General features: G+C 63.6%; 16 protein-coding genes. 6 read left to right on the top strand and 10 right to left on the bottom strand.

Annotation, left to right across the window (positions count from 1 at the left end):
- Nucleotides 1-96 precede the first annotated feature (96 nt).
- Genes AC3WN8_RS08705 through AC3WN8_RS08685 form a run of 5 tightly spaced genes read left to right on the top strand, consistent with a single transcriptional unit; the run spans nt 97 to nt 5,867 of the window.
- A complete protein-coding gene (locus AC3WN8_RS08705) occupies nt 97-1,266 on the top strand; it encodes an acyl-CoA dehydrogenase family protein (protein WP_492669014.1) in 1,170 nt (389 codons plus the stop codon).
- Nucleotides 1,263-2,315 carry a phosphotransferase family protein gene (locus AC3WN8_RS08700; RefSeq protein ID WP_492669013.1) on the top strand — a complete coding sequence of 351 codons (1,053 nt, stop codon included), beginning with the start codon at nt 1,263-1,265 and terminating at the stop codon, nt 2,313-2,315. Before AC3WN8_RS08705 ends, AC3WN8_RS08700 begins: the two co-directional genes overlap by 4 nt.
- Nucleotides 2,312-3,208, top strand: a complete 897-nt coding sequence (locus tag AC3WN8_RS08695) for an alpha/beta hydrolase (RefSeq protein ID WP_492669012.1) — start codon at nt 2,312-2,314, stop codon at nt 3,206-3,208. Before AC3WN8_RS08700 ends, AC3WN8_RS08695 begins: the two co-directional genes overlap by 4 nt.
- Nucleotides 3,205-4,665 (top strand): 3-hydroxy-3-methylglutaryl CoA synthase, encoded by a 1,461-nt coding sequence (locus tag AC3WN8_RS08690; RefSeq protein WP_492669011.1) that lies wholly within the window; start codon nt 3,205-3,207, stop codon nt 4,663-4,665. Before AC3WN8_RS08695 ends, AC3WN8_RS08690 begins: the two co-directional genes overlap by 4 nt.
- Entirely contained in the window at nt 4,665-5,867 is a 1,203-nt protein-coding gene (locus AC3WN8_RS08685) for an acetyl-CoA acetyltransferase (protein WP_492669010.1), read from the top strand. Before AC3WN8_RS08690 ends, AC3WN8_RS08685 begins: the two co-directional genes overlap by 1 nt.
- Before the next feature lie 3 nt (nt 5,868-5,870).
- Here AC3WN8_RS08685 and AC3WN8_RS08680 read toward each other — a convergent pair whose 3' ends face one another.
- The 4 genes from AC3WN8_RS08680 to AC3WN8_RS08665 all read right to left on the bottom strand — a co-directional run bounded on the left by AC3WN8_RS08680 (nt 5,871) and on the right by AC3WN8_RS08665 (nt 13,013).
- Entirely contained in the window at nt 5,871-6,710 is an 840-nt protein-coding gene (locus tag AC3WN8_RS08680; protein WP_492669009.1) for a helix-turn-helix transcriptional regulator, read from the bottom strand.
- A 106-nt stretch (nt 6,711-6,816) separates the two neighbouring features.
- Nucleotides 6,817-8,628 carry a flavin-containing monooxygenase gene (locus AC3WN8_RS08675; RefSeq protein WP_492669008.1) on the bottom strand — a complete coding sequence of 604 codons (1,812 nt, stop codon included), beginning with the start codon at nt 8,626-8,628 and terminating at the stop codon, nt 6,817-6,819.
- 314 nt (nt 8,629-8,942) lie between these two features.
- Nucleotides 8,943-11,456, bottom strand: coding sequence for a TonB-dependent receptor plug domain-containing protein (locus AC3WN8_RS08670; protein ID WP_492669007.1), 2,514 nt, complete (start codon nt 11,454-11,456; stop codon nt 8,943-8,945).
- A 105-nt stretch (nt 11,457-11,561) separates the two neighbouring features.
- Nucleotides 11,562-13,013: an APC family permease gene (locus AC3WN8_RS08665; RefSeq protein ID WP_492669006.1), complete on the bottom strand. Its 1,452-nt coding sequence runs from the start codon at nt 13,011-13,013 to the stop codon at nt 11,562-11,564.
- A 381-nt stretch (nt 13,014-13,394) separates the two neighbouring features.
- Here AC3WN8_RS08665 and AC3WN8_RS08660 point away from each other — a divergent pair, with 381 nt between their 5' ends.
- On the top strand, nt 13,395-14,330 hold the full coding sequence (locus AC3WN8_RS08660; RefSeq protein WP_492669005.1) for a LysR family transcriptional regulator: 936 nt from the start codon (nt 13,395-13,397) through the stop codon (nt 14,328-14,330).
- A gap of 68 nt (nt 14,331-14,398) precedes the next feature.
- Here AC3WN8_RS08660 and AC3WN8_RS08655 read toward each other — a convergent pair whose 3' ends face one another.
- The 6 genes from AC3WN8_RS08655 to AC3WN8_RS08630 all read right to left on the bottom strand — a co-directional run.
- Complete coding sequence (locus AC3WN8_RS08655) at nt 14,399-15,712, bottom strand: aspartate aminotransferase family protein (protein ID WP_492669004.1); 1,314 nt, start codon at nt 15,710-15,712, stop codon at nt 14,399-14,401.
- 141 nt (nt 15,713-15,853) lie between these two features.
- Nucleotides 15,854-16,597, bottom strand: a complete 744-nt coding sequence (locus AC3WN8_RS08650) for an enoyl-CoA hydratase/isomerase family protein (protein WP_492669003.1) — start codon at nt 16,595-16,597, stop codon at nt 15,854-15,856.
- Between the two features lie 17 nt (nt 16,598-16,614).
- On the bottom strand, nt 16,615-17,394 hold the full coding sequence (locus AC3WN8_RS08645; RefSeq protein ID WP_492669002.1) for an enoyl-CoA hydratase-related protein: 780 nt from the start codon (nt 17,392-17,394) through the stop codon (nt 16,615-16,617).
- Between the two features lie 11 nt (nt 17,395-17,405).
- Complete coding sequence (locus tag AC3WN8_RS08640; protein WP_492669001.1) at nt 17,406-19,559, bottom strand: 3-hydroxyacyl-CoA dehydrogenase NAD-binding domain-containing protein; 2,154 nt, start codon at nt 19,557-19,559, stop codon at nt 17,406-17,408.
- Between the two features lie 18 nt (nt 19,560-19,577).
- Nucleotides 19,578-20,786 carry an acetyl-CoA C-acetyltransferase gene (locus AC3WN8_RS08635; RefSeq protein WP_492669000.1) on the bottom strand — a complete coding sequence of 403 codons (1,209 nt, stop codon included), beginning with the start codon at nt 20,784-20,786 and terminating at the stop codon, nt 19,578-19,580.
- Nucleotides 20,761-22,162: class I adenylate-forming enzyme family protein (locus AC3WN8_RS08630; RefSeq protein ID WP_492668999.1), on the bottom strand; the 1,402-nt coding region annotated here is incomplete at its 5' end. The genes AC3WN8_RS08635 and AC3WN8_RS08630, both read right to left, overlap by 26 nt.

The raw sequence follows: 22,162 nt of genomic DNA, 5'->3' as shown, positions 1-22,162 counted from the left end.
GCTTGTCAGGGCACGATGTTACCCTTGTTTCGCGCGCGGTGACGTCCCCGCCGTGGGGACGTGTCGGGCGCAGTTGCAACCGGTATCGAACGAGGCATGAAGGACGCGATATTGGATCTCACGCACGACCAGCTCGATTTCCGGAATGCGATCGCGGGGTTCCTTCGCAAGGACTATGGCGACGACTCGCGCCGCGCGATCATCGCATGCGATCCCGGTATGTCTGCCAATATCTGGCACAAGATGGCCAATGAACTGGGCCTGATGGGCATGGGGTTCAGCGAAGCGCAAGGCGGCTATGGCGGGCGAGCACTGGACCAGATCCCGATCATGGAAGCGTTCGGACACGCGCTCGTCGTCGAACCCTATCTTGAGACGGTGATCCTGGCCGGTCGGCTGCTCCGGCATTCCGATAAGGCCGCTGCTGCCGACCTGATCGCATCGATAATAGCGGGCGAGCTTCGCCTCGCCGTGACGCGCGCGGACCGCGATGATATCAGCGCAGCGCCGCACGATGGGGCCGGATGGCGCTTGCGCGGGCGCGCCGCAGTCGTGATGGCGACGCCTTGGGCGCATCGCCTGCTCGTCATCGCCCGCACGACGACGCAGGGCCGCGCCGTTTTCCTGGTCGCGACGAAAGCAGCAGGCATGACCCGTCGCGACTATCGAACAATCGACGGTCGCCGCGCGGCAGACATCGAGTTCGAAGATGTCGTGCTCGACGGCGACGCGCTGCTGCTGAGCGGGGAGCATGCCCAGACCGCCATCGACGAAGCCCAAGCGCATGCCACGGTCGCGATCTGCGCCGAGGCGGTCGGCCTGATGCGGCGTCTACTGGCCGAAACGAGCGCGCACCTGGATGCGCGCAAGCAATTCGGCGCGGCGCTCGCAGGCTTCCAGGTCCTACAGCACCAAATCGCCGACATGCTGGTCGCGATCGAACTATCTGCGGCACAGGTCTTCCGGGCGGCAGATGCGCTCGATTCCAGGGATGGCGACCGGGCGCTCGTCATTTCGGCGGCCAAGGCATTTGTTGGTCGCGCCTCGCATCGCGTTGCGCAGGCTGCTGTACAATTGCATGGCGGCATGGGGGTTACCGACGAACTGGCGATCGGCCAGCTCTTCAAGCGCGCCGTCGCCATTGAGGCGCAGTTCGGATCGTCCGAAACGCACGTCCTGCGGTTCCAGCAGTTGCGCGCGGCCCGCGCGCCTGTTCCGCACGGGGGGACAGCACGCGCGAGAGAAGCAGGCGACAAGCGCGAATGACCCAAGCAATGGCAGACCGCGCCAACGGCGTGATCGACAGGGATCGCCTGACCGATTGGTTGTCGCACCATATCGAGGGCATCGACACGAGAATCGAGATCGACCGGTTCGCCGGCGGCCAGTCGAACCCGACATACAAGCTGTCAGTCGGCGACCGTGCCTATGTGATGCGGACCAAGCCGCCCGGTCCGCTGATCGCCGGCGCGCACGCGATCGATCGCGAATATAAGGTGCTTAAGGCGCTGGGCGACAGTGACGTGCCCGTCCCGACGGTGCGTGTCTTTTGCAACGACGACACCATCATCGGCCGCGCATTTTTCATCATGGATTTCGTGCCGGGCGCGATTCATGTTCAGGCCGACCTGCCCGACGTGCCACGCGCCGACCGTGCACAATATTTCGACGCGATGAATGCCACGCTCGCCAAGCTGCATCGTATCGATCCAGTGCGCGTTGGTCTGGGCGACTATGGCAAACCGGGCGGTTATCTGAGCCGGCAGATCAGCCGTTGGAAGCGGCAATATGAGGCGGATCCTGACGCAGGTCGCTATCCCCGGATGGATCGTCTGGGCGAATGGCTGACCGCCAATATACCGGACGACGATGAAGTCGCGATCGTGCATGGCGACTTTCGCAGTCATAACCTCATCTTCGATGCCGATCCGCCGGCGGTCGCCGCGATCCTCGATTGGGAGCTGTCGACGCTCGGCCACCCCATCACGGATTTCGCCTTCCACATGATGATGTACCGCGTAGCCCCGGGCATCGAGGGCGGCGGGATCAAGGGCTTCGATCTCGCGGCCGCGGACATTCCGAGCGAGGCCGACTATGTCGCCGCCTATTGCGAGCGGACGGGGCGCACGGCCATTCCGCACCTGCAATTCCATTTGGCCTATAATCTCTATCGCTTCGCGGCGATCATTCACGGCATCAAGGGGCGCGCGCTGCGCGGTACCGCGTCGGCGGAACGCGCCGAGAAGGTTGCGCCGGTGCTCGAAACCTTCGTCGATCTCGCGTGGGACGAAGCCTTGCAAGCCGGCATGTCATGAGCGCCGTCGAGCAGGTGGCGGCCAGGGTCCTCGCTGTCTATGGTGGCTGGAATCGCGACACACCGGTCAAGCAGATGCGGGAAGACTGGGATGGCCTCTTTCCTGCCCCCACAGCCCCGACTCGAGCAGATGTGCTCGATGGCATCTCCGTCCAATGGGTCGGCGAGTGTCGATCCGACGATGCGCGCCTGTTCATCTATCTTCATGGCGGCGGCTTTCAGATCGGGTCGTTCCGGTCGCATGGCGACCTCATCGAGCGGATCGCGAAAGCGAGCAATGCCACCGCCCTGGTGATCGACTACCCGCTGGCACCCGAGCATCGCTACCCAGCGCAGATCGAGGCGATCCTTGCGGTCTGTACGGCGCTCGAAGCCCGTGGCGTCGATTTGCACACGACGTGTCTGGTTGGCGATTCCGCCGGCGGCAACCTCGTGCTTGCCGTAACCCAGGCGCTGCGTGACCGTGGTTCGCTCCTGCCCGCCGCGCTTGTCCTGCTATCGCCGTGGCTGGACCTGACGATGAGCGGCGCCAGCTACGAGACGCGCAAGACTGCCGATCCCATTCATCGCCGGAAAATGCTCGTCAATCTGGCGCAAGGCTATGTGGGCGAAGTGGATGCGGCAGGCCCCCTCACCTCACCGATCAACGCCGACCTGCACGGTTTTCCGCCCATGCTCATCCAGGTCGGTGACAACGAGATCCTGTTGAGTGATGCCGATACGCTGGCGGCCAGCGCCGCGAAGGCAGGTGTCGAAGCCGCGCTTACGGTCTGGCCCGGCATGATTCACGTCTTCCAGCAATTCGCGCAGGAACTGCCGCAAGCCCGCGACGCCATCGCCGCGATCGGCGCCTTCCTGTCCAGCGCATTCGAACGATCGGGGAGTTTACGATGACCGTCGGTATCGTCGGCTATGGCGCCTACGTCCCCTTGCTGCGGCTCAGCCGGCAGGCGATTCATGCCGCCAACGCCTGGTACGCGCCGGGTTTGAAAGCGGTCGGCACCCGTTCGCTCGCCTGCTGGGACGAGGATGCGATCACGATGGCCGTCGCCGCCGCGCGCGACAGCTTGCCAGTCACGCACGCGCGTCCCGACCTGACCAGCATCTATCTCGCATCCACGACCCTGCCCTTCGCCGATCGGCTTAATGCCGGCATCCTCGCGGCCGCGCTCGACCTTGATGAAGCCATACATGCCGGCGACGTGACCGGCAGCCGCCGCGCAGCGCTGAGCGCGATCGATCAGGCCGTGCTGCGCTGTCGTGCCGAGAGCGGGCGCGCGCTCGTCGTCGCCTCCGACCTGCGTCAGGCGCGACCGGCCAGCAGTGCGGAGCTCGACTTTGGCGACGGCGCGGCGGCGGTCATCATCGGGACGGACGACGTCCTCGCCGAACATCTCGCGACAGCGACCATTACGGTCGATTTCGTCGATCACTTTCGCGCAGCGGGTGCCGAAGTCGACTATGGCTGGGAAGAGCGTTGGATCCGGGATGAGGGCGTCTCGAAGATCGCGCCCCGCGCGATACGAGCCGCATTGGCACAGGCCGGCATCGGGGCAGCAGCGGTCGATCGGTTCATCTTCCCCACGACGTTGAATGGCGTCGACACGCAGATCGCCAAGGCCGTCGGGATCCGTGCCGAGGCCGTAGCGGACAATCTGGCGGGGCAGATCGGTGATACCGGTGCGGGTCATGGCCTGCTGATGCTGGGCCGTGTCCTTGCCGAGGCCCAGCCCAACCAGGTCGTGCTGATGGTCGAATTCGGTGCGGGCGCGCAAGCGACGGTGTTTCGCACGACCGACCGGATCGCCCGGTTCAAGCCGCGCCGGGGCCTTGCCCAATGGCTGACGCGACGGCGCGAGGATCAGAACTACACGCGCCTGCTCGCCTATCGCGGCGTCCTGGAACTGGAAAAGGGAATGCGCGGTGAGCAGGACAAGAAGACCGCGTTGTCGACGTTCTACCGCCATCGTCAGGCGATCATGGCGCTGGTCGGCGGCAAGTGCCGCGTCACCGGCAGCGTTCACTATCCGCCGTCTCGGTTCAGCTATGACCCGCAAGGGGCGGCACTGGATACGCAGGATCCCTATCCGATGGCCGACCGCAAGGCGACGATCGTCAGCTGGTCGGCCGAGCGCCTGTCCGCCTACCCCGCCCCGCCGCATCACTACGGACAACTGGATTTCGAGGGCGGCGGGCGAATCCTGATGGAATTCACCGACGTGTTCCCGGGCGACATCGAAACCGGGGCCGAGATGGAACTGGTGTTCCGCGTCAAGGACCGGGACCCGGTGCGCGGCTTTACCCGCTATTTCTGGAAGGCCGTCGCCGCGACGGTGAAGGGAGCCGACTGATGCCGACGGGGATCAAGGACCGGGTTGCGATCCTGGGCATGGGATGCAGCCGCTTTGGCGAACGCTGGGATGCAAGCGCGGAAGACCTGATGGTCGAAGCCTACACCGAGGCGCTGGGCGATGCCGGCATCACGCCGGACCAGATTGATGCCGCGTGGTTTTCAACGCACATGGACGATGTCGGGGTCGGCCGTGGCGGTACGCCGATGGCGATCGCGCTACGCCTGCCGTTCATCGGCGTGACACGCGTCGAAAACTTCTGCGCCGGGGGATCAGAGGCGATCCGTGGCGCGGTGTACGCGGTCGCTTCCGGCGCGTGCGACATTGCATTGGCGCTGGGAGTCGAGAAGCTGAAGGACACAGGCTATGCCGGGCTACCGCTGCCGTCCAGCGGCACGCTGATCCCGCAATGGTATCCCAATGCCGTCGCGCCGGCGAACTTCGCGCAGTTGGCCAGCGGCTATATGGCAAAGCACGGGGTCAATCGCGACGACCTCAAGCGTGCGATCGCGCATGTCTCGGTCAAGAGTCATGACAATGGCGCGCTCAATCCCAAGGCGCATCTGCGCAAACGGATCATCGAGGAACAGGTGCTGAAGGCACCGATCGTCGCCGAACCGCTTGGCCTGTTCGATTGCTGCGGTGTGTCGGACGGCGCGGCGGCGTGCATCGTCACGACACCGGAGGTCGCCAAGGCTCTGGGCAAGACCGACCTCGTTACGTTCAAGGCGCTGCAAGTCGCCACCTCGAACGGGTGGGAGATGCACGGCAACGCCTGGGACGGCAGCTACGTCGAAACGACCCGGCTTGCCGCCAAGCGCGCCTATGCCGAAGCCGGCGTTACGGTCCCGCGCGAACAGATTGGAATGATTGAGGTGCATGACTGTTTCTCGATCACCGAGCTGGTCACGACCGAGGATCTGTTCCTGTCGGGCGAAGGCGGCGCGATCCGTGACGTGCTCGACGGCTTCTATGACGCCGATGGCAAGCTGCCGGCGCAGATCGATGGCGGCCTCAAATGCTTCGGGCACCCGATCGGGGCAAGTGGCATCCGCATGCTGTACGAGATGTATCTGCAACTACAGGGCCGTGCGGGCGAGCGTCAGCTGAGGTCACCGACCCTGGGCCTGACACACAATCTGGGCGGGCAGCCGTCACAGAATGTCTGCGCTATCTCGATCATCGGTCCCTATCAGGGCTGACAGTCAGCTAAGGCGGTCCGCTTCCACTCGGTCGCGCGACCAGCGATCGAGATACCAGAGCAGCAGTTCGCGCTGGCTGCCGATCTTCAGGCGATTGTACGACCGCTTGCGATAGGTCATCGCGCTTTCCTCGGTGATGCCGAGTTCCAGCGCGATGCCCATCGACGTCATCCCATACAGTACACCCGCGCAGACCTCCGCCTCGCGCCGTGTCAGCATCGGCGCGGTTCTCGCCAGACAGGCCTTAATGGTCGGCAGCGAGGTGAGCGCCTGCAGCGGCTCGGCAACGACTTTCTCGAGCGTGACGTGCTTGCTCGCCAGCGCGACGATGTCATCCGCCATATGGTCGAGCGCCGCCAGATCTTCGGTCGAGAACGGCCCCTTGCGCTCAGTCCGCATCAGGCTGATCGCAACCGCTGGGCCGGATGTCCGCGCGCTGATCACCACGCGTTCACGTACCAGGTAGGGTCGATAGATGCGCTCGCGCGTTTCGGCATGTTCGATGCGATCGATGCTCATATGCGCGATCGTCGGGCGTCCGGTCGGTTCCAGCTGCCATAGCGGCGCGAGCCAGGGATCGTGCCGCCAGAAACCGCCATTGGCGTAGAGCCGCGCCTGTTTCGGCGCGACATCGCCCTGGCCTACCCCGCCGGCCGAAATGTCATGCAATTCATCTTCGGCGGCATGATAAAGCGCGAAATAGTCCGCGCCGCATACCGACAGGAGGTATTCGCGAAAGGCGATGTGAAAGCGCTGCGTGCCCAGTGCCGCGACACAAGCCGCATTGCTCGGCATCAGGGGGGCAGCGCGCTGCGTCCAGCTCTTGGTGCGCGTCTCGAGCATCCGTACCTCCAAAACAGGGGCAGGGCAGGCTGACGCCGCGCCACTGCCCGATCCGCCGTCCGGTCTTCCGCCGGTCCCGCGGCCTATTGCCGTTCCCACCCGGTCATCAGGGCTGCCCGGGACGCAATTCCATGTCGCGCTCGACGCCGTCGCCTTCGCGCCAATCCTTCAGAATCTCCGCATATTCGATCGATCCGCCGCCATAGATGCTGAGGCGTAGCGCCTTGTCGTCAACCACCCCTTCGTTGTTCAGATACCCCGGCGTGCATTCGGCCAGAAAGTCGTGGATCGGCGGTGCCTTGGCGCGCATCGTTTCACGCCAGCCTCGTTCGGCTTCCTCCTTGACGTCGAAGCTCGCCGCGCCACTGTCCATCACTTTCTTGATCAGCGCGGCAGCATAGGTCGCCTGATGCGTCAGCGGGAAGTTCGCATTGGTGCTGCCGCCACCGTCACGCATGTGACCGACCAGCACCATGTTGGGGAAGCCGTGCGTCGTCACGCCATGTAGCGTCTTGAAGTTGTTCGACCATTTGTCCTCAAGCGTCTGCCCGCCGGCCCCGGTGACGCTGTATTCGCCGGTCACATAGGTCAACGAAAAGGCTTCAAACCCGGTCGCGAAGATGATGCAATCGACTGGATAGGTTTCGCCGCCCGCGACGATCCCCTCCGCGGTGATACGCTCGACCCCGCCGTCCGACACGTCGATCAACTGCACATTCGGCTTGTTGAACGCCGGCAGATACTCGTCGTGAAAGGTTGGCCGCTTGCAGTTGACGTTGTAGTAGGCCTTGAGCGCCTCGGCCGTCGCGGGGTCCGCCACGATGCCGTCGATGCGGCGATGATACTCGTCCATCGTCATGAAGTCGGCGACTTCCAGCAGTTGTGCGATATCCTCGACCGTCTCGCCCAGAATGGCCTTGGCAGCGTCGAAATCGGTCATCGAGCGCGCCATTGCGGTCCAGCCATCCGCGACCAGATCCTGCGCCACGTCGCGCGGCTTGAACAGACAATCCTCGAAATTGTCCATTCGTGCCTTTTGCCAGCCGGGCTCGAGCGACTTAGCCCAGTCCGCATCGGTCGGGCCGTTGCCGCGGAAGTTGACCATCGATGGCGTGCGTTGAAACACGTACAACAGCTGCGCCCCTTCGGCGAGGTGCGGCACGGCCTGGACCGCCGAACAGCCCGTACCGACGATCGCAACGCGCTTGTCGCGCAATTTGGTGAGCTGGGGATCGGCGGCCGAACCGCCGGTATAGTCATAATCCCAGCGCGAATTCAGGAAGATCTTGCCCTTGAAGCTCTCGATTCCCTCGATTGCAGGCAGCTTGGGCTGCGACAGGCTACCGGCGCACAGCGCGATGAAGCGCGCGCGGAACGTGTCACCCTCGTCTGTCTTGACGATCCAGCGCTGGCTCGCCTCGTCCCAGACGAAGCTGTCCGCCTTGGTATTGAACAGCGTGCGCGGGGTCACTCCGAACTGATCGGCGAGCTGCTTGAGATAGCCCTGCAACTCCGGCTGGCCGGCATATTTGCGCGAGGGGATATAGCCGGTCTCGTCCAGCAACGGCATGTAGATATAGGATTCGGTGTCGCAGGCGGCACCGGGATAGCGGTTCCAATACCAGGTCCCGCCAAAATCGCCGCCGCGTTCGATCAGGCGCAGATTGGTGATGCCATGCCGCACCAGCCGCCCGGCCGTCATGATGCCCGACATGCCGCCGCCGACAACCAGCACGTCCAACTCTTCGTTCAGCGCATCGCGCGCGACCGCGTCCTTGGTCCACAGATCCTTCATCACTGCATCGTGAAAGTCTTTCGCGAGCCGATACCCGCGCCCAGCCGCCGCCATCCGTTTGTCCCGCTCCTGCGCGTAGCGTTGCTTGATCTTGTGCGGTTCGATCCTGGGTGCAGCCGTCACGATCCTATCCCTTAATATATTTCGTTCATTGACGACCTTGAGACGGGCCCGAAGCATTCATCGCGACCGCGGTTAGATATCCACCTCGACCATCGCATCACTCGATTACAGGCGAACGCCAAATCCGCGACGATAATCGCGCACTGTTCTCAATTTCGTAGAATTTTATCTTACCGAGCGCCCGGAGCTAATAACAAGCGTATAGAATTGCTGCAAACCGATGAAGCACCTTCATGCAACATGGTCATGTGATTTTTGCAAAAAAGATGCCCGGCATCGCGCCGCGAAAGCGCGAGGCCGGGCGGACGAAAGACTCAGAAGCTCACGTCGACGCGCGCGTAGTAATAGCCGCCATCAATGCCGTAAGGTCCGTAGGTCAGCGGCGCACCGATTACTGCGCCGCCATCCGACAGACCGTTGGGCCCAAGCGCGACCCTGTCCGGTTTGATATCGAACAGGTTCTGCGCGCCGATCGCCAGCTTGATCTTCGGCGTCAACTTATAGCCGAGCTCCAGGTCGGTTATCGCAGCCGCATGAATCTCGGTCGGAGTCAGCGCGCCGCCGTTCAGAACCGCCTTCGACTTACTGAAATAAGTTTCCCGCGCGGTCAGCGACAGGTCGCCCAGGTTCCAATTGATCCCTGCAATGACCTTCAGCTCGGGATTGACCGTAGTCAGGAAGCTATCCGACTGCGCATCGGTCAGCGTCGCACCATAGGCCGCGAGCGGAGCTGGCGTCGGCGTTCCGCGCGTGATCTCGGTCTTGTTGTACGCTCCCGAAAGGGTGAAGCTGGCACGCCCGAAATCGCCAAGGTCGGTGTTGTAACTGGCGGTCACATCGACGCCCCGCGTACGGGTGGTCGGCCCGTTGATGAAGGTCGACGCGGCGATGAGCGGAACCACGTCGATACCGAGGCCCGCAGTCGTGATCGATCGCAGGATCAGGTCGTTGGGATTGGCCGTGTTCTTTGAGAAGATGAACGCGGTCCCCACGATCCGGTCACGCAGTTCGATCTGATACGCATCGATCGTGACCGTCAGGCTGGGCACCGGACGCAGCACGAAGCCGGCCGAGAAGCTCCTCGACTTTTCCGGCTTCAGGTCGTTGATGCCCAGGATCTTTGAGGCGGCCGAGTTGGCCGACAGCTGCACGATGGCGATCCCCGGCCCGACGCCGACCTGCGTGTAATATTGTTCGGCCAGAGTCGGCGCGCGGAAGCCGGTCGATGCCGTGCCGCGAACGGCGAACTGCGGCGAGAAGTCGTAGCGACCCGTGATCTTCCAATTGGTCGTGCTGCCGAAGTCCGAATAGTCCTCATACCGGACTGCACCATCCAGCTTAAGCCCCTCGACAGGGGTCAGTGCCAGATCCCCGTAAAATGCGTAGTTATGCCGTCCGCGATCCTGCGCGGTACGCGGGCTGAAGCCCGGGAAGGATTGCGCGCCGCTCTTGTAATAGGAGTTCGGCTCGCCCGCGGTCAGGTCATAGGTGTTTTCGCGATACTCGGCACCGACCGACATTGTCGCCATCTCGCCGAAGTCGCGCGAGACGTCGAGGTTATTCGTCCATTCGCTCGCGCTGAACGCACCGTTATAGAAGTCCGTCTGACGATTGCGGAACTCGCCGAACAGGTCAGCATTGACCGAATTCAGCGTATAGGAGCGAATCCGGTCCTCGCCATAGGTGGTGCTGAGATCCCAGCGCCATCCGGCCAAGGTGCCGCGCAGGCCGCCGGTGATGGCGGTATCCACTTCGCGGAAGGACAGGATCGGCGCGAACCCGTTCCGCGCGAAGATGCGCGAGGGATCGGCCGCGACGATCGCATTATACTGGTCGGTCCCGACCGGCCCGGTATAGGTGTTGTTGGCTTGGGCGATCGCGACGTTCGGCGTGCGGTAATTGGCCCGTGACTTGGCGTTTCGGAAGCCCACCGTACCGAAGCTGTACAGTTCGATGCCATCGGTCAGGTCGTGGCCCGCATTGAACGACAGCACGCCGAACTGCGACTTTGCTCGGCCATAGGCTGGATTGACGAACGGATAGTTCACCGCCCCCCGCACGTCCGTCAACAGCGCGCCATAGAGATTGGCGGGCGTTTCGCCGTTCGGGCCGAGGACGCGGATGTCCTGAAGGCCGCGGCGCGTCGCTTCGTTATCGCGATAAAAGGCGGTGAAGTTGAGATAGCCGCGCTCGTCCTCGATCCCGTAATTGAGGCTACCCGAAACGGTGCGGCCCCCGCCGGTGTAATTCTGCCCCCCGGTCACCGAAATGTCGCCGCCCGCGCGCCTTTTGAGGATGATGTTGATCACCCCGGCGACCGCGTCGGATCCATATTGCGCCGCCGCGCCGTCCTCGAGCACTTCGATGTGATCGACCGATGCGGGCGTCAGATAGTCCAGATCGGGCGCTGCGCCGCCTTGCGAGGCGCTTGCCTGTACCTGCAGGTTGGCCGTTCCGTGGCGACGCTTGCCGTTCACCAGCACCAGCGTGTGATTGGGATTCAGCCCGCGCAACGATGAACTGAGCGTCAACTGCGCCGCGTCGGAACCGAACGCGGCAGTCCGGAACGAAGGGACAAGCTGGGTCAGCACCTGATTGAGGTTGGGCTGGCCAACGTGCGAAATCGCCTCTTTGCCGACCAGCTTGATCGGGGCCGCGCTTTCGGCGGCAGTGATGCCGGTCTGGCGCGTGCCGGTGACGATGATGTCGCCCGACTGCGCGTCCGCAGCGGGAGCTTCGCTGCGCTCTGGTGCCGACTGCGCGATGGCCGGCGACACGGCACACACGGCCAAGGCGATCGCCGAGGCATAGGTCTTACGATACGTCATGCTAACTCCCCATCGGTTCTAGTTTTCATCTTTTGTGGACGCACGTCACCACGGCCCGAAGCGACACGCTCGTGGCGGATTACAATCTGACTTGGTCTTGAGCGGTCAGGGTTCTGCCGCTGAACTGCTTCCCATGTGGCCGTTCACAGGCAATTTCGAGTTTTGCGAGAGGTAGAGAATGAGGCCGAGCACGGTCCACGAGATCAGCAACACCCATTTGAAAGCACTGGCGGCCTGCGTCGCGGCGGGCTGGACCAGCGCGAAGACGATCATGGCGACCGCAGACGCCAGGGCGATCAGCCCGACCGGCGTGCCGCCCGCGAGCCGAAAACCGTCATGCCCAGGATCGCGCCGCCGCATCACCAGCGTCGCCGTGCAGATCAGCGCGAAGGTCGAGGCGACGCAGACCGACATAATGTTGACGATCGGCTCCAGCAGGCCCTTTCCCAGGAACATGCCGACGAAGTTGAACAGGGCAACCGCGATCACGGCTTTGCCCGGCGCCCCCGTTGCCGGATTCACATTGGCGAAGATCGGCGGGATCATGCCGTCGCGGGACTGCGCGAACAGGAAGCGCACGCTCGTCATGAACACCGCGTTCCAGGCCTTCAGCAGCGAAGCGATCAGCGCGATCAGCAAGGCGACCGTCAGGATGCGCGCGCCCGGCAGATCGGCCAGCGCATCGACGGCGGGCAGCCCGCTGGTGGCGAGGCGCATCCACGGCGCCGCCTGGATCGCGGCAACCACGATCAGCAGATAGAACAGCGCGGCGACGCCGACGACGGCGAAGCAGATACGCACCACCGTTTCCTTCGACGTCGTGGGCGACCGCTCCTCGATCGTCTGCAACACGCTTTGAAAGCTGTTGAAGATCATCGGCGCCGATCCGAAGACCCAGAGGATACCGACGGCCCACGACTCGCCATTTCCGGCCTGCCACAAGGGGCGCATGTTCTGGGCCGATCCAAACGACAATTCCATGATCACCGCGACCGCGACGATCAGCAGGAAAGTGACGGTCAGCGCGTTCTGGAACAGCACGAAGGAGCGCGCGCCGCGATAGTTGAGGACGGCGATCGTCAGGCTGGCCGCGAGCGCAAGCAACAGTCCGCCAGCGCCGATCGGCTCGCCGAAGATGACGTAGAGTGTAGGGCCGGTCAGCGGCGGCCACAGGATCCCGACCAGCCAGGCGAGCGCGACCCCTTCAAACACCAGATTACTGAGATAAGCGAGTGTCAGCAACCAGCCGACGACGAACCCCGCCGGTTTGCCGAACACCGCGTTGATGAACGTGATCTCGCCGCCGGTCCGGGGGAAGCGCGACGCCAGCTCGGCATACATCGCGGCGATCAGCACCATCGCGGTGCCGGCCAGCGCGATGCCGATCAACGTACCGATCGGACCGGCGCGAAACAGCCATCCGCCCACCAGCAGCACCCATGCAGTGCCGACGACGCTGCCAAAGCCGAAGACCGCGAACTGGGCGGGGCTGATTGACTTTTGAAGTCCTGAAGACTTCGCCGATCCCTCCCCACTGATCGCAGCCACCTTGTTCATGCCGAATGGTCCTTCAGGTAGGGACGCGCTCCGCGACGGCCTGACAGGTTCGCCCGCGCAAAACCCCGCGCGATACGCCGCTGTCTCAACTCCAGGCCGTCCTCGTTCCATCGCAGCTCCTAACATTGCTAGGGTCACATGGTAGATCGATAATAGCGAGACGCTGAACCCAGATAAGCTCAAAGAACTCGATGGAACCGGCGAAAATTCTTCACGAGTGCTGCGGCCGTGGTGAGAGCCCGCCTTGGACCGTCATCAGGCGAGTAAGTGCGCCGCCCCTGCTCTTGACGCTTTTGCGCTCTTGCGCTTTTCCCTTTTCTTCGGCCGCAATGCCTTGCCGCTCACCAGGTCGGCGAGCGAGGAGTAATCGGAGATAATTGGATGTCGGAACGTGTGCTGCCCCTGCGCGGGATCGCCGTATTTGAGGCGGCGGCGCGATCGTCGAGTTTTCAGGCTGCGGCTGACGAATTAAACCTGACGCCATCGGCGATCAGCCATCAGATACGGTTGCTCGAGGATATTCTCGGCGTGCGCCTGTTCGACCGCGTTGGTCGTGGCGTGACGCTGACGCCGGAGGGGGCCGAATATGCGCGCTCGGTGCGACAGGGCATTCGCAAGCTGCGCAGCGCGACCAGCGAAATACGCGCACGCGGCAAGAAGGGGGCGAGCCTTGAAGTGGTGCGGATCGAGATGCCGCCGTCCTTCGCTCATTGTTGGCTGATCCCGCGCCTGACCGACCTGGTCGCGCAGTATCCCGACATCGATATCCGCGTCAACGCGCAGGGCAGCCATCTGCAAGGTGACCGGATGCCTTTCCAGCAGCTCGCCGATGCGCCCGCGGACATTCAGATCGTCTATGGCGATCGCGATATCTGGGAGGATCGCGCGTCGCTGATCCTTTCGGAAGTGATCCAGCCCTATTGCTCGCCCGCGTTTCTCAAAGAACATGCGATCGACACGCCAGACAAATTGCCGCTGAAGATGCTGATCAACACTGCGCAAAATGTGGTGAGTTGGGAGGAATGGCTGAACACACAGGGCATCGATGTGACGGATACGCCGATCGGATCGATCCAGATGGACCCCTCCCACCTTGCGATCCGCGCGGCGCGCAACGGCGCCGGCGCGATCCTGGAAAGCGACGTGCTCGTCGCGCAAGAAGTGAAGGATGGGAACCTCGTACCGGTCTTTGCCGACCTGGCCCGGCCGGGGCTGGGCTATTGGATCTACACTCCCGCGGCCCATAGCCTGCGCCCCAGCGTCGAGGCGGTGCGTGACTGGCTGGTCGCGATGACGGCCGGCGATGCGACGACCTGAGCGCCACAAAAAAATGCGGCCGCAACAATCGTTGCGGCCGCCCCTCTCCCGAGTTCCTGACTGGTGTATCAGGCGTCGATGGTTTCCACCACGCGCGTGATCGCGGTGTCCAGCACCTCAAGGCCGAAATCGATTTCTTCCACCGTGGACGTGATCGGCGGCGCGAGGCGCATCGTGCCCGCCGAATAGGCGCCCGTGATGTTCGCCGACACGCCGAGCTCGAGCGCAAGCGACGTTACCTTCGAGGTAATGTCGACGGCGCTTTGGCCGCCGAACGGAACGAACTCCAGCCCCATCAGCAAGCCGCGCCCGCGCACGTCGCCCACGCACTGGTGCTTCTGCAGCAAGTTCTGCAGTCCCTTGAGCAACCGGCTGCTCAACAGCTGCGCATGCTCGATCAGATTGTCGCGTTCGATCACTTCGAGCACCTTCAGCGCGACCGCGGCCGGCAGCGGATCGTTGACATGCGTCGTCACGAACATGAAGCCAAGTTCTTCGGCCGCTTGGGCGATCGCCTCGGTGGTTGAGAGCGACGACATCGCCATGCCCGCGCCCAGCGTCTTGGACAACAGCAGCATGTCCGGCTTGATCTGGTCGCGTTCGTACGCGAACATCTCGCCCGTCCGACCCAGACTGGTCTGCGCCTCATCGATGATGAGCAACATGCCGCGCTTCTCGCAATGCGCCTTGAGCGCGGCGAGATAGCCGATCGGAAGATCGAGGATACCGCCCGTGCTCAATACCGGCTCCGCAATGAATGCCGCGAGATTGCCCGTCGACTGGCGGTCGAGCAGGTTGAAGCTGTCGTCCAGTTCCTGCTGCCAGGTGACGCCCGGAAAGCGCGGACGGAAGGCGTTGGGGGCGGGGATCGCGAACGACCCCGGCATCAGCGGCCCATGCCCTTTGCGGCCGATCGAATAGGTCGCTGAAGCAGCCGCGCCGGTCGATCCATGATAGGACTGGGTAAACCCGACGATTTCCCACTTGCCGGTGACCACCTTCGCCAGACGGATCGCCGCCTCGACCGACTCACCGCCGGTCGAGAGGAACATCGAGCGCGGCAGGCCCGGCAGCAATTCGGCCAGCTTTGCTGCCAGATCGACGACCGGCTTGGACAGCATCATGCTGAACAGGTGGTCGAGCGTGCCCGCGGCATCGCGCAACGCCTCGACCAGATCGGGGTGCGCATGTCCCAGCACCGAACTCATTTGACCCGACGTGAAATCGAGCACCTTGCGGCCCGAGGCATCGTAAAGCCAGGAGCCGACGGCGCGTTCCGGCACGAACGGGGCAAACTGACCACCGACACCCATGTACCGCAAGAGCGTACGATCGGCAGTTTGCCATAAAGACATGTCCGCGTCGTTCACCAAGCTATTCATTACAGGATCGCCCCTTCCGATCGGTCGTCAAGAAAGATGTCCGACGACAGTATGTGATGGTAGGATTAGCCGTTCGCCCCGCTCGCCGATAAGCGCAAATAGCTTGCGGAAACAGGTGAAGATATTTCGCCAACCGTGGCATTATTTCGACTTGGTTTTGAAACGTTCGATGCGCTTGAGCATATCGGGCCCTTCCACCGGACTGTTTGCGGTTTCCCAGTTCAACCCTTCCTCCAGCGTCATCGCGTCGCTGCCATCGATCAGGCGCTTGTTCCCTTCATGCGAAAAGCGGGAGTTGGCTACGATCCGCGTGGCCAGGCGTTCGATCTCGTCATCGAAGGCGTCGATCGGAACGCTGTATTCGGCGAGCCGGATACGGACCGCTTCCGCCGCGTCGATGATGTCTGCGGTGAACATCAGCCGCTTGGCCGTCGCCGTGCCGACCCGTCGCGGCAGCCGCTGGCTCATGCCCCATAAGGGGGCCAGCGCGAATTTGGCATGCGTATCGCCAAAGCGCGCATTGTCGGCCGCGACGATCATGTCGCACGCCAACGCCACTTCGAGCGCGCCGGTATAGCAATGCCCGTGGACGGCAGCGATCACCGGTTGCGGCAAGACCTCCATCATGCGCAGCGTTTCGCTGTGCCACCCCGCCGGCGCGGTTTCCGTGCCCGCCGCGATGTCGGTCAGGTCATGCCCGGCCGAAAAACACTTGCCCGCGCCACGTAGCACCACGCAGGCGATCGCTTCGTCCTGCCCGAGTGCCTCGACATGCGCGCGCAGTTCGGCGAACAGCACCTCGGACAGCGCGTTAAACTTTTCGGGACGGTTGAGCGTCAGCAGCGTCCAACCTTCGCGATCCTCGCGTTGCACCAGTTCGGTCATCAGGTCGCTCCTGTTTCTCAACTGCCGGTGAAGACGGCCGGGCGCTTTTCCATGAAAGCCTGCACGCCTTCGTGAAAGTCGCGGGTCGCAACTGTGCGGCGCTGCGTCGCGACTTCCAGGTCAAGCGCTTCCTCAAGCGAGGAGTGCAGCGCAGCCCAAGCCATCTTGCGGATCTGCCGGATCGCGAACCCCGCCCCTGTGGCAAGCTCGCTCGCAACGGCATCGACCGCCGCATCGAGTTGCTCATCCGGTACGACGCGTGTCACCAGGCCCCATTCCAACGCCTTGGCCGCGGGCAGCTTTTCGGCCAGCAGCATCATCTCCATCGCGCGCACACGTCCGACCGCGTGCGACAGGATGAACGGCGATCCGCCATCGGGGACCAGCCCGACGCGACGGAAAGACTGGATGAAATAGGCGCTTTCGCCGGCCATGATGACATCGCCCAGCAAGGCCAGCGATGCGCCGACGCCGGCCGCAGGGCCCCTGACACAGGTGATCAGCGGCACCTTCAGATCGCGGATCGTGCGGATCAGCGGGTTATAGTGCCGCTCAAGGATGATGCCGCCATCGGCCAACCCCGCCTTGTCCTGCATGACGTCGTCCAGATTAGCGCCGACGCTGAATGCCCGGCCCGCGCCGGACAGGATCGCGACGCGCGCCTCCGCCTCTGCCATCCGGAGCGCCGCACGCAATTCGTCGGCCAGCGCAGGGGTCATGGCGTTCAACCGCTGGGGGTCGCTGATCGTGATCCGACAGATGCGGTCCGCCAGCGAAGTTTCGATCGTTCCCGTCATCGCTTCGTCCTTCACGCTGCCAGTTTCGCCGTCGTCGCCCCGCTAAGCGTGGCCCCGAAATTGTCTGGCACCGCAAAGCGCTCGCCATATGTTTCGGCCAATTCAGCGGCGCGCTCCTGGAATGCATCCAGCCCCATCGAATGGACGAACTGGTACACGCCGCCCGTGTGCATTGGGAAACCGAACGCCAGGATCGACCCGATATTGCCGTCGCGCACGTTCATGATGACGCCCTCGTCGAGGCAGCGCGCCGCTTCGACCACCATGCGGAACATCATCCGGTCGCGAATATCGTCTGTCGGCAATTGGGATTGCCCGCCGAACAACTCGGCCAGACCAGGCCAGATCGCCTTCGACCCATCGGCGGCATAGTCGTAGAAGCCCGCGCCAGCGCTGCGTCCCGGCCGCCCGCGCGACGACATGATGTCGCAAAGATCGCCACACACCTCGTACGTCCGCGCATAGTCGTCGCCTAGCTCGGCATCGAGCAACTGGTTGGCCCGGAACGAGCGCAGGAGCATGTCCATCATCACTTCGTCCTGAACGGCAAGCGGCCCGACCGGCATGCCCATCTGGCGCGCCAGATTTTCGATCAGGACCGGATCGATGCCTTCCTTCAGCAGGCGGTCGCCCTCGTCGGTGAAGACGCTGAACACGCGCGATGTGAAGAAGCCACGGCTGTCGTTGACGACGATCGGCGTCTTCTTGATCTGCTGTACGAAGTCATAGGCTTTCGCCAGCGTCTCAGGGCTGGTCGCCTCGCCACAGATGATCTCCACGATGTGCATCTTGTCCACCGGCGAGAAGAAGTGCAGCCCGATGAACTGGGCCGGGCGCTGCGACCCGTTGGCAAGGAGCGAGATCGGCAGCGTCGATGTGTTCGTCGCGAGGATTCCAGAAGCCGGCAGCGCCGCTTCGATATCGCGGAAGATCGCGTGCTTCAGGTCGACGTCCTCGAACACCGCCTCGATCACAAGGTCGCAGGCCGCCAGATCGCTCATGTCGGCGGTGGCCACGATGCGCGCGAGAATCTCGTCTCGCTGTTCCTGCGTCCGCCGCCCGCGCGCCACTTCCTTTTCCAGGACGTCGCGGCTGTAGCTTTTCCCTTGCTCCGCTGCCTCGACGTTCAGGTCCTTGAGGAAGACCTTGATGCCGGCCGCTGCCGCCGAATAGGCGATCCCGCGGCCCATCATGCCGGCGCCCACGACGCCCAGGACCGCCACTTTCGCTTTGTCCGACACCGCCGGACGACTGGCACCCGACGCGACCTCACCCATTTGCAGGAACATCGTGCGGATCAGATTTTCCGACTGCGGCGTCATCAACAGGTCGCAAAAGCCGCGGCTCTCGATCTCGCTCGCCGCATCGAAGCCGACCTGCGTGCTTTCCGCTGCGACGCTCAGGATGCGCTGAGCGGCCGGCAGCAGCCCCTTGGTCTTCTTAAAGATCATGCTGGGGAACACCGCCATCGATCCGGCGTTAGCGGGCGCGAACATGTCGCCGCCCGGGATGCGGTGCCCTTTGCGATCCCACGGCTGGGTCGCATCGGGATTGGCGGCGATCCACGCTTCGGCGCGTTCGATCATCTCGGCCGGCGAGGCGGCGAGTTCATCTACCAGCCCCTCCGCCAGCGCCTGGGCGGGGTTCAGGCGACGCCCTTCGGTCAGCAGTGGCAATGCCTTCATCAGCCCCAGCATGCGAACCGAACGGACGATGCCGCCGCCGCCCGGCAGGATGCCCAGGCCGACTTCGGGAAAGCCGAACTGGCTTTTAGGATTGTCGAGCGCGATGCGGCGATGCGCCGACAGCGCCAGTTCCAGCCCACCGCCCAGCGCGCTGCCGTTGAGCGCGGCGACGACCGGCACGCCCAGCGTCTCCAGCTTGCGGAACTGCGCCTTCAGACCCTGCACGAAGCGATAGCCGGCATCGGCGCCGTCACGGCGTAGCTGAAGTACCTTGGCGACATCCCCGCCCGCGACGAAGACACCCTTGGCTGAAGTCAGGATGACGCCCGATAGTCGCGCCTTGTCCTGCTCAAGCCGGGCCAGAATCGCGTCCAGCATCACCGAGAACGCATCATTCATCGCATTGACGGGCGAGTCCGCAATGTCGATCGTGACCAGCGCGACACCATCCGGGCGGAGGTCGTAAATGGCATTTTCCATGTTGTAACTCCGCTTCTATCAGTCGCGTTCGATCAGCGTCGCGACGCCCATGCCGCCGCCGACGCACAGCACGCACACGCCACGCTTGAGCTGACGCCGCTCAAGCTCGTCCAGCAGCGTGCCGACGAGCATCCCGCCGGTCGCGCCGATCGGATGACCGAGCGCGATCGCACCGCCATTCACGTTGATTTTCTCTTCGGGGACATTCAGTTCGTCACGGAAACGCAGCACCACGGACGCGAACGCTTCGTTGACCTCGAACAAGTCGATGTCCTCGACGCTCAATCCTGCGCGATCGAGCAGCTTGCGCACCGCAGGGCCAGGCGCGGTCAACATGATGGTCGGTTCGGTGCTGATCGTCGCCATGCAGGTGATGCGGCCGCGAGGCGTCAGGCCCAACTGCTCGCCGATCGCTGCCGATCCAATCAGAACCGCGCTTGCGCCATCCACAATACCGGACGAATTGCCCGGCGTATGAACGTGGTCGATACTCGCGATCTGCGGATATTTGGACAGGCAGACCGCATCCATGCCCATCTCGCCCAGCTTGGCGAAGGATGGTTTGAGTCCGCCCAGCGCCTCGATCGTGGTCGCCGGCTTGATGAAGTCATCCTGATCCAGGATCACGCTGCCTGCGGCATCGCGCACGGCCACCACGCTGCGTGCGAAATGGCCGGCCTCGCGCGCGGCGGCCGCCTTTTTCTGTGAGCGCAACGCGAATGCATCGACGTCTTCGCGCGAATAGCCGCCCAGCGTGGCGATCAGGTCCGCCGACACACCCTGCGAAACGAAGCCGGTCTTGGTCATCAATTCGCTGTCGAAGAACAGCGATCCGCCCGCCGCCCCCATCGGTACACGGGACATGGATTCGATGCCGCCCGCGACCAGCAGATCCTCGGTCCCGCTCATGACGCGCGCCGCCGCCATATTCACGGCTTCCAGGCCGGAGCCACAAAAGCGGTCGACCTGGCATCCCGCGACCCGGTCGTCCCAACCGGCCAGCAGCGCCGCGCTCTTGCCGATCGCGCCGCCCTGCTCCCCCGTCGGCTGGCTGCATCCCAGCACGACATCATCGACCATCGACGTATCGAGGTCGTGGCGCGACTGAAGTTCGCTCAGCACGTCCGCGATCAGCCGGACCGGCTTCACCGAATGCAGCGCGCCGTCCGCCTTGCCCTTTGAACGCGGCGTTCGAAGGGCGTCAAAGATGAAGGCTGCATGCGGCATGATCATTCTCCAGGGGATTTGATTGTGCGGATCGCTTGGCCAGCCAGCGTTCGCGCAGGGTCGTCTTCATCACCTTGCCGACGCCGCTCAGTGGCAGCGGCTCCGCGGTGATCTCGAAGCTCTTCGGGCATTTGAAGCGGGCGAGCGTCTGGCCGCAAAAAACCTTGAGCTCCGCTTCAGTGATGGTTACGTCCGGCCGCACGACGACGACTGCGTGCACCGCTTCGCCCCAACGGTCATCGGGCAGACCGATGAGCGCACAGTCTGCCACATCCGGATGACGCGCGATGACGTTCTCCACTTCCTTGCAGTAGACGTTTTCGCCTCCGGTGATGATCATGTCCTTCAAGCGATCGACGATCGTCAGGAAACCATCGGCATCGAACACGCCGACATCACCAGTGTGCAGCCAGCCGCCGCGAAACAGCGCCCAAGTTTTGTCTGCATCGCGCCAATAGCCCGGCGGCAGCGCATCGCCGCGTATGACCACCTCGCCCGGCACGCCGACCGGCGTCGCATGGCCGTCGGCATCGTGCGTTTCGACCACCATGCCGGGGCATAGCTGCCCGCAACTCGCCAGATGGCCGGCCTTCGGGCCGCTCAGCACATGATATTCGGGGCGCAGCGCGGTGCCGTAGCCCGCCGTCTCGGTCTGACCGTAGAATTGCCGGAAGCCGGCGTTCGGCATGGCAACCAACAGCCGCTCGAGCAGCGGCACCGAAATGCCGGCCGCGCCATAGCCGACCGCCCGAATGCGGGCGAGTAGCGCATCGTCGCGCAACGGCGATTCCAGCAACATCGCGAGTGTCGTCGGCACTGCGACGATCGTGTTCACGCCCTCGCGCTCGATCGCGCGATAGATCGCAGGTGGCCCCGCTTCGGTATCGAACACATGACAGCCGCCCTTCGCCGTCACGCCGAGCAATTGCCCCAGACCGCCGACGTGAAAGATCGGCATGACGTTCAGGTAGACGGTGTCGGTATCATAGCCCATTTCGGCACCGAACAGCCGGGCCATGCCGTGGATCACCCGCGACGTCAGGATGACGCCTTTGGGCGGGCCCGTAGTGCCGCCAGTGAAGACCAGCGCGGCGACATCATCGTCCATCCAGGCGGTGCGATTGGCAGGCTGCGCTTCGGACAGTGCATCGAGCAGCGCGGTATCCACCAAAACCGACCATCCAAATGCGACAACGGCAGCGAGCTCGGCATTCGCGCCATCCCAGAACAGCATGTCGACGTCCGCCAGTTCGATCAGCGCACCGATATCGTCAGCACCAAGCCGCGTGTTGACCGGCACGACCGTCACGCCCAACCACGACAGCGCGAAGGTGAGACGCACTTGATCGGGCGAATTATGCATCAGGATCGCGACC

It is taken from the genome of Sphingobium sp. FW305-3-2-15-F-TSA7 (genome assembly GCF_058787155.1).
This window is presented reverse-complemented; position numbering and strand designations above follow the sequence as displayed.